This is a genomic window from Pseudomonas sp. SWI7 (genome assembly GCF_006351945.1).
GTDB lineage: Bacteria > Pseudomonadota > Gammaproteobacteria > Pseudomonadales > Pseudomonadaceae > Aquipseudomonas > Aquipseudomonas fulva.
In genome coordinates, this window is record NZ_CP040930.1 from 39,351 (window position 1) to 53,740 (window position 14,390).

The following is a 14,390-nucleotide window of genomic DNA, read 5'->3' on the forward strand; positions in this document are numbered from 1 at the left end:
GGACTTGGCCCTGGTTGCCGAATCCATTGAATTGCATACAAAAATTTGAGGAGCACAAGATGCGCGTAATTCTGCTGGGAGCTCCCGGGGCCGGTAAAGGTACTCAGGCAAAGTTCATCACCGAGAAGTTCGGTATTCCACAGATCTCCACCGGTGACATGCTGCGTGCGGCGGTCAAGGCCGGCACGCCCCTGGGCCTGGAGCTGAAAAAAGTCATGGATGCCGGCCAACTGGTCTCCGACGAGTTGATCATCAGCCTGGTCAAAGAGCGCATCGCCCAGCCTGATTGCGCCAACGGCTGCCTGTTCGACGGTTTCCCGCGCACTATCCCGCAGGCAGAGGCCATGGTCGCTGCAGGCGTGGACATTGATGCCGTGGTCGAGATCGCCGTGGACGACGAAGAGATCGTTGGCCGCATGGCAGGCCGTCGTGTGCACCTGGCCTCGGGCCGTACCTACCATGTCCAGTACAACCCGCCGAAAATCGAAGGCAAGGACGATGTCACTGGCGAAGACCTGATCCAGCGCGATGATGACAAGGAAGAAACCGTTCGCCATCGCCTGTCGGTCTACCACAGCCAGACCAAGCCACTGGTAGACTTCTACCAGAAGCTGTCGGCGACCAACGATGGCAAGCCCAAGTACAGCCACATCGAAGGTGTGGGCTCGGTAGAAGCGATCACTGCCAAGGTACTGGCCGCGCTGAGCTGATCGGCACGTTGTCATTGAACGACGGCCCGCTTGCGGGCCGTTGTCGTTTTTGGCCTTGTGCGGTGTGGGCGCATCCCCGGCAGCCCACACGGCGGCCCTTTGGGACACGAAGGCGCGGCTGCTCTATACTCGCGCTCTTTCCCACTCACACCTGGATACCTGTTCGATGACCACCTTGTTGGCCCTGGATACCGCCACCGAAGCCTGTTCCGTTGCACTGCTGCATAACGGTAAGGTAACCAGCCATTACGAGGTGATCCCACGCATGCATGCTCAGAAGTTGCTGCCAATGATCAAGCAACTGCTGGCCGAATCCGGCGTAGCCCTGGGCACGGTCGATGCCATTGCGTTCGGCCGTGGCCCGGGTGCGTTCACTGGTGTGCGCATTGCCATCGGCGTGGTGCAGGGGCTGGCTTTTGCCCTGGAGCGGCCCGTGTTGCCGGTGTCCAATCTCGCAGCGCTGGCCCAGGGCGCACTGCGTCAACAGGGTGCCCAGCAAGTGGCCGCCGCCATCGATGCGCGTATGGACGAAGTGTACTGGGGCTGCTATCAGGCCATAGCCGGGGAAATGCGCCTGCAAGGCGCTGAAGCGGTGCTGCCACCCGAACGTGTGGCGTTGCCAGCAGGGGCGCAAGGACTATGGTTCGGAGCAGGTACGGGTTGGGGCTATGCCGAGCGCCTGGCGGTCACTGCTGACGCAAGCGACCCCTCGGCCTTGCCCAGTGCCCTTGATGTGCTGAGCCTGGCGCGCTTTGCCTGGGCCCGGGGTGAAGCCATCGCAGCTGAGCAGGCTCAGCCGATTTACCTGCGCGATAACGTGGCAACGCCCAAAAAGCAGTAAGGCTGTTCGTCGGGCACGCTCGATAGTGCTACAACCTTTTGCATAAAGTGTGGTCAAGTTCTCAATCGAGCATTAGCGGCGGGCCATCAATGCTGCTAAATTGCCATCATTGGTCCTGGGTGCTCATGCCATGCGTGTCGACGGTTTCTCATCACAGTCCTTTCCGATCAAGCGTACGCCGCGCAAGGCAGCGGTGCATGATGACGTGGCCGATGATGGCGAACTGGTGGAAGAGGTCGCCATGGCAGCCCAGGAGCCTGCTGCTCGGCGCCGTACCGGGACGCTGCCAGCCCGTCAGCAGGACATGGTGTTCCCCCGCGCCCGTGACCGGCGCACCGCCTCGGCACTTGCCAGTTACCTGAGCACAGCAGGCTTTACCGACTGGGACATGGAAGTACTGGGGCTCGACCTGTACATTTGACGGATGAGCCTGCCGTCCATCCCCTATTTCATTGGCTGCCCCTCGTGGAGCGAAAACGCCTGGCGTGAGTACCTGTACCCTGCCGACGCCAGCGCCGCGCAAATGCTTGGGCTGTACAGCCAGGTCTTCAATGCCGTCGAAGGCAATACCACGTTCTATGCCAGGCCATCGCCTGCCACGGTGGTCCGGTGGGCGGCAACGATGCCAGCGCATTTTCGCTTCACGGCCAAGTTCCCCCGCGACATCAGCCACGGTGGCGACCTGCGCGACCATCTCGAACCTGCCTTTGACTTCATTCGCCTGATGGCGCCGCTCGGGCCGCGCGTGTCCCCTTACTGGCTGCAGTTGCCCGCTTCGTACGGCCCGGGGCGACTGGCAGAGCTGAGCCAGTTCCTGCAGCAGGTGGGTGTGAACGTTGCAGTGGAGGTGCGCCATCCGGCGTTCTTCGCCAAGGGCGAGGATGAACGCGCGCTCAACCGCCTGCTGGCCGACTTGGGTGTCGAGCGGGTGTGTCTCGATCCCAGGGCGCTGTTCAGCTGTACCTCCACTGACCCCGCCATCGTGCATGCCCAGTCCAAGAAGCCCAACGTTCCGCCGCGACCAGCGGCGTTCAGTCAGCGTCCGCAGGTGCGCTTCATCGGCCATCCGGCGCTTGAGTACAACGAACCCTTCCTGACCCCTTGGGTGGACAAGTTGGCTGCGTGGATCGAAGAGGGGCGCAGCCCGTACATCTTCTTGCACACTGCTGACAACCGCCTGGCGGCCGCGTTGGCGCGACGTTTCCACCAGCGGCTCATGCTACGCCTGCCCGGGCTGGCCGCACTGCCGGAATTGCCGCGAGCGCCGGAGGTCGAACAGCTGGGCCTGCTCTGATTTCTTCCCCATTGCCGGAGTGCTTGATCATGGATGTGCAAACCCTGCGAGCCGAAGCCTTCAAGGCCTTGCATCAACGCGATGGCGCCTTCGTCATGGCCAACCCCTGGGACGCCGGTTCAGCCAAGCTGCTGGCCAGCCTGGGTTTCGAGGCCTTGGCCAGCACCAGCGCCGGGCTTGCCTTCAGCCTGGGGCGCCCGGATGCCGAAGGGGCGCTAAGCCTCGATGACGTGCTGGACAACGCAGGCGAAATCGTCGACGCCACCGCATTGCCAGTGGCTGCGGACCTTGAGAACGGCTTCGGGGATCTGCCCGAGGATTGCGCCCAGGCCATTCTGCGCGCTGCTGAAGCAGGGCTGGTCGGTGGCTCCATCGAGGACGCCAGTGGCCGCGCCGCGTCACCTATCTACGACAAGGGCCTTGCGGTGGAGCGTGTTCGTGCTGCCGTGCAGGCGGCGCGCAGCCTGCCTTTTCCCTTCACCGTGTGCGCGCGCGCGGAAAACCTGCTGCACGGGCGCCAGGACCTGGACGACACCATCGAGCGCCTGCAGGCTTTCGCCGAGGCGGGCGCCGATGTGCTCTACGCCCCTGGGCTGCGTACGGCCGAGGAAGTGCGGGCAGTGGTGCAGGCGCTGGCGCCTCGCCCACTGAACGTGCTGATGGGCATGGCGGGGGTGCCGTTGTGCGTCAACCAGCTTCAGGACCTGGGTGTACGGCGCGTTAGCGTCGGTTCGTCGATGGCGCGTGCGGCCTTTGGCGCCTTACAGCGGGCTGCGCAGGAAATCCGTGAACAGGGTACGTTTGGCTACGCCGAGCAGGCCTTGCCGTTCGATCAGCTCAATGAGCTGTTCCGCCGCGGATGAAAGTCGTTCTGCTGCTTCTGGGCGTGCTGGTGCTGGCCGCCGGCCAGGCGTGGCACCTGGGCTGGCGCCCGCCTGCGCAGTGGAACCCGCTTGCCCCCTTGGACGTCAGCCAGCCGCCCAACTGGCTGACTGGCTTCAAGCTCAAGCGTCTGCGCGACGACCCGGCGCTTTGCCAACAGGCGCTTCAAAGCAGTCAACTGCGCTACCGGGCGCAGGCTGACAGCCCAGCCTCGGCCAAATGCCCACTGAGCAATGTCTGGCGTATCGAAGGTGGGCAGGCCCGCTTGAGCAGCAGTTTCCTGGCCAGCTGCCCGCTGGCGGTCGCCTACGCCCTGTTCGAGCGCCACGGCCTGCAGCCGGTGGCTCAGCGCGTGCTGGGCCAGTCGGTGGTGCAGGTCGATCACCTGGGTAGCTTTGCCTGCCGCAACGTCTACAACCGCAAGGCAGGGCGCTTGAGCCAGCATGCCAGCGCCAACGCCCTGGACATTGCAGGTTTTCGTCTGCGGGACGGCCAACGCATCGTCCTGGCGCGCGACTGGCAGGGGACCGGGGACAAGGCGATGTTCTTGCGTGAGGTACGTCAGGCGGCGTGCGAGCACTTCAGCACGGTGCTGGGGCCGGAGTACAATGCTGCGCACCGCGATCACTTTCATGTAGACATGGGCCGTTGGCAGGTGTGCCGTTAGCCTCAGGCGTAAGCGCGCACGTTGTTCAACACCACTGGGCGCGCCCAGTGCATGTCGAAGGCCAGGTCGTGCTGCTGGCGTGCCAGGGTCGGTTCATCGAACGGTTCGGGGGCCGGGTCCAGCAACGTGCTGTCGAACTCGGCGATCGGCAGGAACAGAGGCCGTGGTGCAGGGCCGGGACCCGGTTCAGCTAAGGGTTGGCCCTGACGGGCGACCACGGGCCGAACCCAACTGTTGTCGATATCAAGCTGACGCTGCTGCTCGATCATTTCCAGCGCACCGAACGGCTCGGGGGCGGGCGGCAGCAGGTTGGCCTCCAGTTCGGCCTTGGGCAGGAACAACGGCTCGGGTGGCGCGACCACGGTGTCTTGCACCGGGCAGGCGCGTTGCGCGTCGATCAAGGCCAGGGCACGGGCGCCGCCGACAGGTTCTCCGCTGGCCTGGTCGTACTGCACGAATGACTGGCTGACGCTGTCGACGGGCGTTTCAGATTGCTCCGCCATTGCCCGGGCGAAGAAATCCTGCCACAGGTGGCTGACGCCCCCCAGTGCCTGGGTGTTGTGCTGACTGTAGTTGTCGACAGGCGACAGGTAGGTCAAGCCGATAGGAAGAATTTCTGACATGGCAGTCGCGCGCGTTGTGCTCTGGCAGAATAGCGGGATATTGCCTGTATCGGCCGCGTTGGCCGGTTCATTAAGGGCCAGGTTGTTTTTTTCAGGTGTGAGCGATGCAAGAGCAAGGCGTGGGGATCAGGGTCGAGGCGATGTCCGAGGAGTATGCGGGCCAGGCGCAGGCATGGGCGCAGCGCTTGGGCTTGCCCTTGCAGGATGACGACGCGCAGTTCGCCGTTCAGCTGGGCCCCGAGGGTTTGCAGGTCCAGCAGTTGGGGCCCCAGGCCCCCGGCCCGGTGCGGGTCGACTTCGTCGAAGGCCAGGCTGCCCACCGGCGCCAGTTCGGCGGTGGCAACGGGCAGATGATCGCCAAGGCCGTGGGCATCGCCCAGGGTGTGAGGCCGGTGGTACTCGACGCTACCGCAGGGCTTGGCAAGGACGCCTTCGTGCTGGCCAGTCTGGGTTGCCACATGACCCTGATCGAGCGCCAGCCGCTTGTGGCTGCGCTACTGGAAGACGGGTTGGCGCGGGCCCGTGCCGATGAGGACGTCGGGCCAATCGTCGCGCGCATGCGCCTGCTGACGGGCAACGCCATCGAGTGCATGCGCAACTGGGAAGGCGAGCCGCCGCAGGTGATCTACCTGGACCCGATGTTTCCCCACCGGGACAAGAGCGCCCTGGTGAAAAAGGAAATGCGCGTGTTCCGCCCGTTGGTCGGCGACGACCTGGACGCCCCGGCGCTGCTCGAAGCGGCGCTGGCGTTGGCGACCCACCGCGTGGTGGTCAAGCGACCGCGCAAGGCGCCGATCATCGACGGACCCAAACCCAGCCACGGCCTTGAGGGCAAGTCGAGCCGCTATGACATCTACCCCAAGAAGGCCTTGAAAGGCTGAGCACCGCATGAGAGTGGCCGGGCCCTGCGCCGCAGGCAACCCTGGACGATCAACGTGGGTTGTCGAGTCTGGTCCGACTCAGGGCCTGAATGCGCGCAGAAACACCTCGACCACCTCGCACACATGCGCCTCGGCCGCTTCGCCGCACAGCGGCTCGGCGCAGCCCAGCATCAGGCGGTAATCCGGCGCGCCTTTTACCAGGCAGAAGAAATGCTCCGCTGCCCTGAGCGGGTCATCGATCCGCAACAGCCCGCGCTCGTCGGCCCCGCGCAGCAAGGCCTCCATTCCCGCCAGCACCCGCTTGGGCCCGGCCTCGTAGAAATACTCGCCAAAGCCTGGATCGCTATTGCCCTGGGCCATGATCAGGCGACTGAGCTTGACGGCTTCGTCACTGCTGATCAGGGCCTGGAAACTGCGGGCGATGGTCAAGAGCACTTCTTCTATCGGCGCGTGCTCGGGGTATTCGAACAGTTGATCGGGCAACTGCAACTGACACGTGGCCATGACCGCCGAGCAGAACAGTGTCTGTTTGTCGGTGAAGTGGCTGTACACCGTGAGCTTCGATACACCCGCTGCCGCCGCGACCGCATCCATGCTGGTACTTGCGTAACCCAGGCTCAGAAACAGCGACTTGGCCGCTTCGAGAATGGCCTGGCGCTTGGCAAGGTCCTTTGGGCGGCCTGGGCCGCTGGAGACGTCGTTGGACATTGGGATCTGCATCTGCCTTGAAGGTTGCCTATCTTATACGGCTTGAGCGTGGCTCGCTGTTCTTGACCGCAATAGCGCGCAAACGCTCCAAAAAAACCTCGGGACGCTCTTCCCGTGCCTTGATGGCTGACTTACTATACCGGCCAGTTCAAATATTCGATCAGCATTTTGCGAAGGGATTCCCGATGTTGCCCCGTGCCCTCAGCCTTGCCCTGCCCATGGTCCTCTTGATGCTTACGGCGTGCAATCAGGAACCTGCATTACCTGCGGTGGTTCGCCCTGCTTTGGTGGTTCAGCCGCGGCCAGCCGAGGCGATGGCCGATAACTACCCAGGCGAGGTGAGGGCGCGACTGGAGCCGGAACTGGCTTTTCGCATTGGTGGCAAGGTCAGCAAGCGGCTTGTCGAAGAAGGGCAACGGGTCAAGCTCAACCAGCCGCTGGCTGAACTGGACCCGCAGGATGTGCGCCTGCAGTTGGAGGCTAACCGCGCGCAGGTAGCCGGTGCCGAGGCCAACCTGGCGCTGGTGCGCACCGAGCGTGACCGTTACCAGAAGTTGCTCGACAAGCAGATGATCAGCCACTCGCAGTACGACAACGCCGAAAACCTCTATCGCGCTGGGGTCGCCCGGCTCAAGCAGGCCAAGGCCGAGTTCGACGTGGCGGGTAACCAGGCCGACTACGCTGTGTTGCGCGCGCCTCAGGCAGGGGTGATAGCCAGGCGCCTGGTCGAAGTCGGTCAAGTCGTCGCTGCGGGTCAGACGGTATTGACCTTGGCAGCTGACGGCGAGCGCGAAGTGGCCATCGCCGTCCCCGAGCAGCAATACGCCCGCTTCGCCGTGGGCCAACCGGTCACCGTGGAGCTGTGGTCGCACCCGGGGCGGCGCTTCGAGGGGCGGATCCGCGAGCTGTCGCCGGCCGCCGATCCGCGCTCCAGAACCTACGCGGCTCGGGTTGCCTTTACCTCCAACGAGGTGCCGGCAACGCTGGGGCAGAGCGCCAGGGTATTGGTCGCCCACCCAGGGCAGGTGCCGTTGTCGGTTCCCCTGTCGGCCGTCACGGCTGAAGCCGGCCAGGCGTACGTCTGGCGGGTCACTGGCGAGCACCGTGTGCAGCGGGTCACGGTGCAGCTTGGCGCCTATGGGACTGACAGCGTGCCTGTGCTCGCGGGGCTTGCGGCTGACGACTGGGTGGTGGCAGCCGGCGGTCATGTGCTGCGCGAAGGCCAGCAGGTGCGACCCGTGGACCGCGCCAACCGTACAGTCGACCTGACGGGCAAGGAGTAACTCGGGATGGGTTTCAACCTCTCTGCCTGGGCGCTGCGCAACCGCCAGATCGTACTCTTTTTGATGATACTGCTCGCGGGCGTTGGCGCGCTGTCCTACACCAAGCTGGGTCAGAGCGAAGACCCGCCCTTCACCTTCAAGGCCATGGTCATCCGCACCCTGTGGCCCGGCGCCACCGCTGAGGAGGTGGCGCGCCAGGTCACGGAGCGCATCGAGAAAAAGCTCATGGAAACCGGCGAGTACGAAAAGATCGTCTCGTTCTCGCGCCCCGGTGAATCGCAGGTGACCTTCATGGCCCGCGACTCTCTGCACTCGGCCGATATCCCCACATTGTGGTACCAGATACGCAAGAAGGTCGCCGACATCCGCCACACGCTGCCACCCGAGGTGCAGGGCCCGTTCTTCAACGATGAGTTCGGCACCACGTTCGGCAACATCTATGCGCTGACTGGGCCGGGTTTCGACTACGCGGTCCTTAAGGACTATGCGGACCGTATTCAGATCCAGCTGCAGCGGGTCAAGGATGTGGGCAAGGTCGAGCTGATCGGTTTGCAGGACGAGAAGATCTGGATCGAACTGTCCAACGTCAAGCTGGCCACCCTCGGCATCCCTTTGCAGGCGGTGCAGCAGGCGTTGCAGGAGCAGAATGCGGTGAGCACGGCCGGGTTCTTCGAAACGCCCAGCGAACGTGTGCAACTGCGGGTCAGTGGGCGATTCGACAGTGTCGAGCAGATTCGCCAGTTGCCACTGCGCGTGGGCGAGCGCACGTTTCGCCTGGGCGATGTGGCGCGCGTGTACCGGGGCTACAACGATCCGCCTGCGCCGCGGATGCGCTTCATGGGCGAAGACGCCATCGGCCTGGCGGTGTCGATGAAGGATGGGGGTGACATCCTGACCTTGGGCAAGGCCCTGGAAGCGGAATTCGAGCGTCTGGCCCGCGGCTTGCCGGCCGGCTTGTCGCTGCGCAAGGTGTCCGACCAGCCCGCTGCGGTGAAGGCAGGGGTTGGCGAGTTCGTCCAGGTGCTGTGCGAGGCGCTGGTGATCGTGTTGTTGGTCAGTTTCTTTTCGCTGGGCGTGCGCACGGGGTTGGTGGTGGCGCTGGCCATCCCCCTGGTGCTGGCCATGACCTTCGCCGCCATGTACTACTTTGGCATCGGCCTGCACAAGATCTCACTGGGTGCGCTGGTGCTCGCCCTGGGGTTGCTGGTCGATGACGCCATCATTGCCGTGGAGATGATGGCGATCAAGATGGAGCAGGGCTTCGACCGCCTGAAAGCGGCAAGCTATGCGTGGACCAGCACGGCATTCCCCATGCTGACCGGCACCCTGATCACCGCAGCCGGGTTCCTGCCCATTGCCACGGCTGCCTCCAGCACCGGCGAGTACACACGGTCGATCTTCCAGGTGGTGACCATTGCGTTGCTCACCTCCTGGGTGGCCGCCGTGCTCTTCGTGCCCTACCTGGGCGAGCGGTTGCTGCCGGATCTGGCCAAGCGACACGCCGCTCGCCACGGTAACGGCGGCGCTGCACCGGACCCGTATGCCACGCCCTTCTACCAGCGTGTGCGCCGTGTGGTGGCATGGTGCGTGCGGCGCCGCAAGACCGTTATCGTGCTGACCATCGCCGCGTTCGTGGGCAGCGTGTTCCTGTTTCGCTTCGTACCGCAGCAGTTCTTCCCGGCCTCCGGGCGTCCTGAGCTGATGGTCGACCTGAAGCTTGCCGAAGGCGCATCGCTGGTCAACACGGGCGAGAAAGTCCGGCAGCTTGAGCAGTTGCTCAAGCAGCAACAGGGCATCGTCAACTATGTCGCCTATGTCGGTTCAGGGTCGCCGCGCTTTTATTTGCCTTTGGATCAGCAACTGCCCGCTGCCAGCTTCGCCCAATTCGTGGTATTGGCCGACTCCATGCAAGCACGCGAAGACTTGCGCAGTTGGCTGATCAGCACGGTCGAGCAGCAGTTCCCTGATCTGCGCGCGCGCGTCACCCGGTTGGAAAACGGCCCACCGGTGGGCTACCCCGTGCAGTTCCGAGTGACAGGCGAGCACATCGAACAAGCACGCGCCCTGGCCCGGGAAGTGGCAGAAAAGGTGCGGGAGAACCCCCATGTGGTCAATGTGCACCTGGACTGGGAAGAGCCCAGCAAAGCCGTGTTCGTGGAAATCGACCAGGACCGCGCCCGCGCCTTGGGCGTCAGCACCCGCCAGTTGTCCAGTTTCCTGCAAAGCTCGCTCACAGGCACCGCGGTCAGCCAGTACCGCGAAGACGATGAGCTGATCGAAATCCTGCTGCGAGGCACCTCACAGGAACGCAACGACCTGAGCCAGCTCGCCAGCTTGTCGCTGCCCACGGACAACGGGCGTAGCGTGGCCCTGTCACAGGTGGCCACGCTGACCTACGGCTTCGAGGAAGGCATCATCTGGCACCGCGACCGTCTGCCGACGGTGACCGTGCGGGCCGATATCTACGACAAGGTACAGCCGGCCACTGTGGTCAAGCAGGTACAGCCTACCTTGCAAGGCATCCGGGCCAAGTTGCCCGATGGCTATCTGCTAGAGGTGGGTGGCACGGTGGAAGATGCCGAACGTGGGCAGAAATCGGTGAATGCCGGCATGCCGTTGTTCATCGTGGTCGTGTTGAGCCTGCTGATGATTCAGCTGCGCAGTTTTTCTCGCACGGTCATGGTCTTTCTGACGGCGCCGCTGGGCTTGATTGGCGTGACCCTGTTCCTGCTGGTGTTCAACCAGCCGTTCGGGTTCGTCGCCATGCTGGGGACCATTGCCCTGGCGGGCATGATCATGCGCAACTCGGTCATTCTGGTGGACCAGATCGAGCAGGATATCGCATCCGGGCTGGGGCGCTGGCAGGCCATCGTCGAAGCCACGGTGCGCCGTTTCCGGCCTATCGTGCTGACGGCCTTGGCGGCCGTGCTAGCCATGATCCCGTTGTCGCGCAGCGTGTTCTACGGGCCAATGGCCGTGGCGATCATGGGCGGGCTGATCGTCGCCACCGCCTTGACCCTGCTGTTTCTGCCGGCGTTGTACGCCGCCTGGTTCAAGGTCAGGGAACGCGACTAGCGGCCTTTTTGCTGCGGTGTAAAAAGGGCCCGCGGCGGGGCCCCTTTCAGGTAGCGATCAGAGTGCGCCAAATACCTTCTTGGCCAGGCTCGTGGCGGCCTGGGCAGGGTTCTGCCGAATGCTCTGCTCCTGCTTGGCGATCATCTCGAACAAACCGTCCATTGCCTTTTCCGTCACGTAGTTCTCGATGTTGGCGTCATTCTTGATCAGCCCCAGGCCTTTGGCCTGTGCGGCGAAGGCGTTGTACTGCTGGGCCACGCCGACCTGGTCGGTCGCTTGCTTGACGATTGGCAGGAACTTGGCACGGATCTGCTCGCGGCTGCTTTTGTTCAGGTACTGGGTGGCCGAATCCTGACCGCCGCTTAGAATGCCCTTGGCATCGGTCACGGTCATGTTTCTCACGGCGTTGACGAGAATCGCCTGGGCCTGCGGCACGGCCGCCTCAGCGGCCTTGTTCATGCCGGCTTCGAGCGCGTCCACCTGGTCGCCTTTGCCGAACATTTTCATGGCCTTGGCCGCCTTGCCCAGGTTGCCGGGCAGCTCGATACGCACGTCCGGGTTGTTGCTGAAGCCGCCCGGCGTGCTCAGCTGCTTGACGGCCAACTGCGCGCCTTGGGTCAGTGCGTCTTTCAGGCCACCGGTGGCGTCCTTCTGGCTGAGGTCGCCAAGCGACAGGGCAAAGGCGCTGGCCGACAGCAGCAGGCCGGCGCACAGGGTGGTCAGACGCAGGGAGGAGCGGGTCATGGCAGTGTCCTTGTATTCAGAAAAAGGTTCATAGGGTCGCCGTTGCCAGGCCATCATCCCCGTGCAGGGCAACCTGGCGGATCGACAAGCGCAACTCGGCCGACAGCACGCGCTTGGCCACGCCTTCGGCCAACCCGCCTAGCTTGTTGCTGTAGCTCAGTTTGCCGTGTGCATTCTCGCGCAGCACACCTTGGTCGATCAGCGTCTGGATGAAGTGGCGGAACAGGCTTTTGTCGAAAAATTCCGGTGCGTTCAGGCCATGCAAGATCGAAAGGCGCTGGGCCATCATCACGCACAGTGCTTCGAGCGCTTCGGCGCTCAGGGTACCTTGGCCGCTGTTGAGCAGCAGCGAAGTCGCCATGTAGAAGCGCTGCAGGGTCTGGGTGATGCTGCGCGCCAGCAGGGTCAGCAGCACGAACTGACGAGAACTGGGCGCTGCACGGACAAAGATGTCGTGGTTCTGGCGAAGCAGGCCTTGCTCGACCAGCGCGCCAAGCCACAGGTCGATCACCTCGTCCAACTGCTTAGGTTCCCAGCGCAGGAACAGCTCCGCCTGCAGGTAGGGGTACAAGGCATGGACATATTGGCCAAGCAAGGCGCGGCTCATGCGCGAGCTACTCAGGAAGAAGCTTGCCAGCAGGGCAGGCAGGGCAAAGATGTGCAGGACATTGTTGCGGTAATAGGTCATCAGTACCGCGTTGTTTTCATCCAGGTACAGAATGCGCCCAAGCGCGTCCTTCTGCTCTGCCACCAGGTCCATCCCGCGCACATGCTCGATCAGGGCCTGACCGTCGCCTTCGGGCACTGTGGTATGTGCGGAGTAGGGCACCTGGCGCATTAACGCCAGGTACAGGTCGAGCACGCGCACCAGCGCACGTTCGTCCAGGGCCAGCTTGCTGGTGGAAAGCAGGGCCAGCGCCACTAGGTTGACCGGGTTGATGGCCGCTGCGCCGTTCAGGTGCCTGGCGACGGTATCGCCCAGGCGCGTCGTGGTTTCGCTGAGCCAAGCCGGGCGGTACTGTGGCCCGTGGTCCTGGTCTCGCCAGCCGGGTTGCTGCTGGTCGAGAAAGCTGGCCAGGCGGATGGGTTCGCCGAAGTTGACGTAGACCTGGCCAAAGCGTTGCTTGAGCGCACCTAGCACTTTGAAAATGTCGAAAATGGATTCTTTCTTCTTGCTCGCCCCGCGCAACTCCCCGAGGTAGGTACGGCCTTCGAGTACGCGCTCATACCCAATGTAGACAGGCACGAACACGATCGGCGTGCGTGAGGAGCGCAGGAAGCTGCGCAGGGTGATGGCCAGCATTCCCGTGCGCGGCTGGAGCATGCGCCCGGTACGCGAGCGGCCGCCCTCGACGAAGTACTCCACCGGGAACCCTTTGGTGTACAGCGTGTGCAGGTATTCGTTGAACACGGCGGTGTAGAGCGGGTTGCCCTTGAACGACCGGCGCATGAAGAACGCGCCACCACGGCGCAACAGGTTGCCCACCACGGGCATGTTCAGGTTGATGCCGGCCGCCACATGCGGTGGTGTCAGGCCGTTCTTGAACAGCAAGTACGACAGCAGCAGGTAGTCGATATGGCTACGGTGGCAAGGGACGTAGATCACCTCGTGGCCCGGGGCGATGCCCTGGACCTGCTCGATGTGGTTGACCTTAATGCCGTCATAGATCTTGTGCCAGAACCAGCTGAGTACCACTTCGAGAAAGCGAATGGCCGTGTAGGTGTAGTCCGAGGCGATTTCGTTACCGTAGTGGTGGGCCTGTGCCTCGGCCTTGGCTTGGGGCACGTGCTCGCGCTCAGCGTGCTCGGCGATGGCCTGGCGCACCAACGGCGCATGGATCAAGCCTTTGACCAGGTTGCGTCGGTGGGAGATGTCCGGCCCGATGACCGCTGTCTTGAGGTTGCGCAGGTGCACGCGCATCAGGCGCTGGGCCATGCGCACGGTGCGGGCGTGGCCCTTGTTGTGCTGCACGAGTTCGCGCAGGTGAATCGGGGTGGAGAATTGCACCCGGGTCTTGCGTCCCAGGATCAGCACGGTCAGCAAGCGGCGCAAGCGGCCGGTCACCGCCCAGCTGTCGGCAAACAGCAGCTTCCACGGGCTCGACTCGCTGTCGGGCGATTGCCCCCAGAACACACTGACCGGAATGATCTGCGCATCTTCCTCGGCGTGCTGGCCGAGCACTTCGACCAGACGTTCCAGGGTAGGCGGGGCGCCACTTTTGTCATGGCGCCCCAGCCAGTCCGGGTCGGGGGTGAGGTAGAAGAACGCAGCCGCCTCGTGCAGGGGGCCGACGACCACTGGCAGTACCGGGCGTGGCAGCCCTGCCTTGGTGCACTCGTGGTCGAGCACCGCCAGGTCCGTCAGCGCAGGCGAAGGCAAGGCGTAGAACACAGGGCGACTGCGGTCGAGCTTGAGGGTCAGGGCTGACTGATTGATGGTTTCGGAGCGCACCCACAGGTACAAGAACCGGCGCAGAACGCCGAATACCAAGCGGTGCAGGGGAGAACGGGTCATGAAAAGAGCCCTGGTTGAGGGTGAAGAGTGCCGAGCGCAGCGATCACTGCGCGGTTAGCCCAGATAGGCCAGTCGTTCGCATTGCGCCTAGCTTGACGTGCACGTGGCCTGTCTTCAATTTTTTTATGCGCCAGCACCGATCAGGCCTGCCGCTTGCAGGAGATTTA

13 protein-coding genes are annotated in these 14,390 nt (G+C 63.6%); 9 read left to right on the forward strand and 4 right to left on the reverse strand.

Features of this window, described 5'->3' with window-relative positions:
• Positions 1-59 precede the first annotated feature (59 nt).
• The 6 genes from adk to FH041_RS00220 all read left to right on the forward strand — a co-directional run bounded on the left by adk (position 60) and on the right by FH041_RS00220 (position 4,394).
• On the forward strand, positions 60-710 hold the full coding sequence (adk, locus tag FH041_RS00195) for an adenylate kinase (protein ID WP_140174108.1): 651 nt from the start codon (positions 60-62) through the stop codon (positions 708-710).
• A gap of 166 nt (positions 711-876) precedes the next feature.
• Positions 877-1,551 (forward strand): tRNA (adenosine(37)-N6)-threonylcarbamoyltransferase complex dimerization subunit type 1 TsaB, encoded by a 675-nt coding sequence (tsaB, locus tag FH041_RS00200; RefSeq protein WP_140174109.1) that lies wholly within the window; start codon positions 877-879, stop codon positions 1,549-1,551.
• Between the two features lie 130 nt (positions 1,552-1,681).
• Positions 1,682-1,972, forward strand: a complete 291-nt coding sequence (locus FH041_RS00205) for a hypothetical protein (protein WP_049695516.1) — start codon at positions 1,682-1,684, stop codon at positions 1,970-1,972.
• Between the two features lie 3 nt (positions 1,973-1,975).
• The gene (locus tag FH041_RS00210) at positions 1,976-2,845 is read left to right on the forward strand and encodes a DUF72 domain-containing protein (RefSeq protein WP_140174110.1); all 870 of its coding nucleotides are present in this window, start codon (positions 1,976-1,978) and stop codon (positions 2,843-2,845) included.
• Between the two features lie 29 nt (positions 2,846-2,874).
• Positions 2,875-3,708, forward strand: coding sequence for an oxaloacetate decarboxylase (locus FH041_RS00215; RefSeq protein WP_140174111.1), 834 nt, complete (start codon positions 2,875-2,877; stop codon positions 3,706-3,708).
• The gene (locus FH041_RS00220) at positions 3,705-4,394 is read left to right on the forward strand and encodes an extensin family protein (RefSeq protein ID WP_027913852.1); all 690 of its coding nucleotides are present in this window, start codon (positions 3,705-3,707) and stop codon (positions 4,392-4,394) included. Before FH041_RS00215 ends, FH041_RS00220 begins: the two co-directional genes overlap by 4 nt.
• Before the next feature lie 2 nt (positions 4,395-4,396).
• On the opposite strand, the gene FH041_RS00225 is transcribed toward FH041_RS00220, so the two are convergent.
• A complete protein-coding gene (locus FH041_RS00225; protein ID WP_027913853.1) occupies positions 4,397-5,017 on the reverse strand; it encodes a hypothetical protein in 621 nt (206 codons plus the stop codon).
• A gap of 104 nt (positions 5,018-5,121) precedes the next feature.
• Here FH041_RS00225 and FH041_RS00230 point away from each other — a divergent pair, with 104 nt between their 5' ends.
• Positions 5,122-5,898: a class I SAM-dependent methyltransferase gene (locus tag FH041_RS00230; RefSeq protein WP_059183687.1), complete on the forward strand. Its 777-nt coding sequence runs from the start codon at positions 5,122-5,124 to the stop codon at positions 5,896-5,898.
• Between the two features lie 78 nt (positions 5,899-5,976).
• Here FH041_RS00230 and FH041_RS00235 read toward each other — a convergent pair whose 3' ends face one another.
• Entirely contained in the window at positions 5,977-6,618 is a 642-nt protein-coding gene (locus FH041_RS00235) for a TetR/AcrR family transcriptional regulator C-terminal domain-containing protein (protein ID WP_027913855.1), read from the reverse strand.
• Between the two features lie 173 nt (positions 6,619-6,791).
• On the opposite strand from FH041_RS00235, the gene FH041_RS00240 reads away from it, so the two are divergent.
• On the forward strand, positions 6,792-7,889 hold the full coding sequence (locus tag FH041_RS00240; RefSeq protein WP_027913856.1) for an efflux RND transporter periplasmic adaptor subunit: 1,098 nt from the start codon (positions 6,792-6,794) through the stop codon (positions 7,887-7,889).
• A 6-nt stretch (positions 7,890-7,895) separates the two neighbouring features.
• Positions 7,896-10,964 carry an efflux RND transporter permease subunit gene (locus FH041_RS00245; protein WP_027913857.1) on the forward strand — a complete coding sequence of 1,023 codons (3,069 nt, stop codon included), beginning with the start codon at positions 7,896-7,898 and terminating at the stop codon, positions 10,962-10,964.
• A gap of 57 nt (positions 10,965-11,021) precedes the next feature.
• Here the strand turns inward: FH041_RS00245 and FH041_RS00250 are convergent, their stop codons facing one another.
• Positions 11,022-11,708, reverse strand: coding sequence for a DUF4197 domain-containing protein (locus FH041_RS00250; RefSeq protein WP_027913858.1), 687 nt, complete (start codon positions 11,706-11,708; stop codon positions 11,022-11,024).
• 28 nt (positions 11,709-11,736) lie between these two features.
• Positions 11,737-14,223: a glycerol-3-phosphate 1-O-acyltransferase PlsB gene (gene plsB / locus FH041_RS00255; RefSeq protein WP_140174112.1), complete on the reverse strand. Its 2,487-nt coding sequence runs from the start codon at positions 14,221-14,223 to the stop codon at positions 11,737-11,739.
• Between the last annotated feature and the right edge of the window lie 167 nt (positions 14,224-14,390).

What these genes read in the sequence shown, in the direction of transcription:
- FH041_RS00210 (WP_140174110.1), top strand. Translation starts at nt 1,976, where the DNA reads ATGAGCCTGCCGTCCATCCCCTATTTCATTGGCTGCCCCTCGTGGAGC.
- FH041_RS00235 (WP_027913855.1), bottom strand. Translation starts at nt 6,618, where the DNA reads ATGCAGATCCCAATGTCCAACGACGTCTCCAGCGGCCCAGGCCGCCCA.
- FH041_RS00245 (WP_027913857.1), top strand. Translation starts at nt 7,896, where the DNA reads ATGGGTTTCAACCTCTCTGCCTGGGCGCTGCGCAACCGCCAGATCGTA.
- FH041_RS00215 (WP_140174111.1), top strand. Translation starts at nt 2,875, where the DNA reads ATGGATGTGCAAACCCTGCGAGCCGAAGCCTTCAAGGCCTTGCATCAA.
- FH041_RS00220 (WP_027913852.1), top strand. Translation starts at nt 3,705, where the DNA reads ATGAAAGTCGTTCTGCTGCTTCTGGGCGTGCTGGTGCTGGCCGCCGGC.
- FH041_RS00250 (WP_027913858.1), bottom strand. Translation starts at nt 11,708, where the DNA reads ATGACCCGCTCCTCCCTGCGTCTGACCACCCTGTGCGCCGGCCTGCTG.
- adk (WP_140174108.1), top strand. Translation starts at nt 60, where the DNA reads ATGCGCGTAATTCTGCTGGGAGCTCCCGGGGCCGGTAAAGGTACTCAG.
- FH041_RS00240 (WP_027913856.1), top strand. Translation starts at nt 6,792, where the DNA reads ATGTTGCCCCGTGCCCTCAGCCTTGCCCTGCCCATGGTCCTCTTGATG.
- plsB (WP_140174112.1), bottom strand. Translation starts at nt 14,223, where the DNA reads ATGACCCGTTCTCCCCTGCACCGCTTGGTATTCGGCGTTCTGCGCCGG.
- FH041_RS00205 (WP_049695516.1), top strand. Translation starts at nt 1,682, where the DNA reads ATGCGTGTCGACGGTTTCTCATCACAGTCCTTTCCGATCAAGCGTACG.
- tsaB (WP_140174109.1), top strand. Translation starts at nt 877, where the DNA reads ATGACCACCTTGTTGGCCCTGGATACCGCCACCGAAGCCTGTTCCGTT.
- FH041_RS00230 (WP_059183687.1), top strand. Translation starts at nt 5,122, where the DNA reads ATGCAAGAGCAAGGCGTGGGGATCAGGGTCGAGGCGATGTCCGAGGAG.
- FH041_RS00225 (WP_027913853.1), bottom strand. Translation starts at nt 5,017, where the DNA reads ATGTCAGAAATTCTTCCTATCGGCTTGACCTACCTGTCGCCTGTCGAC.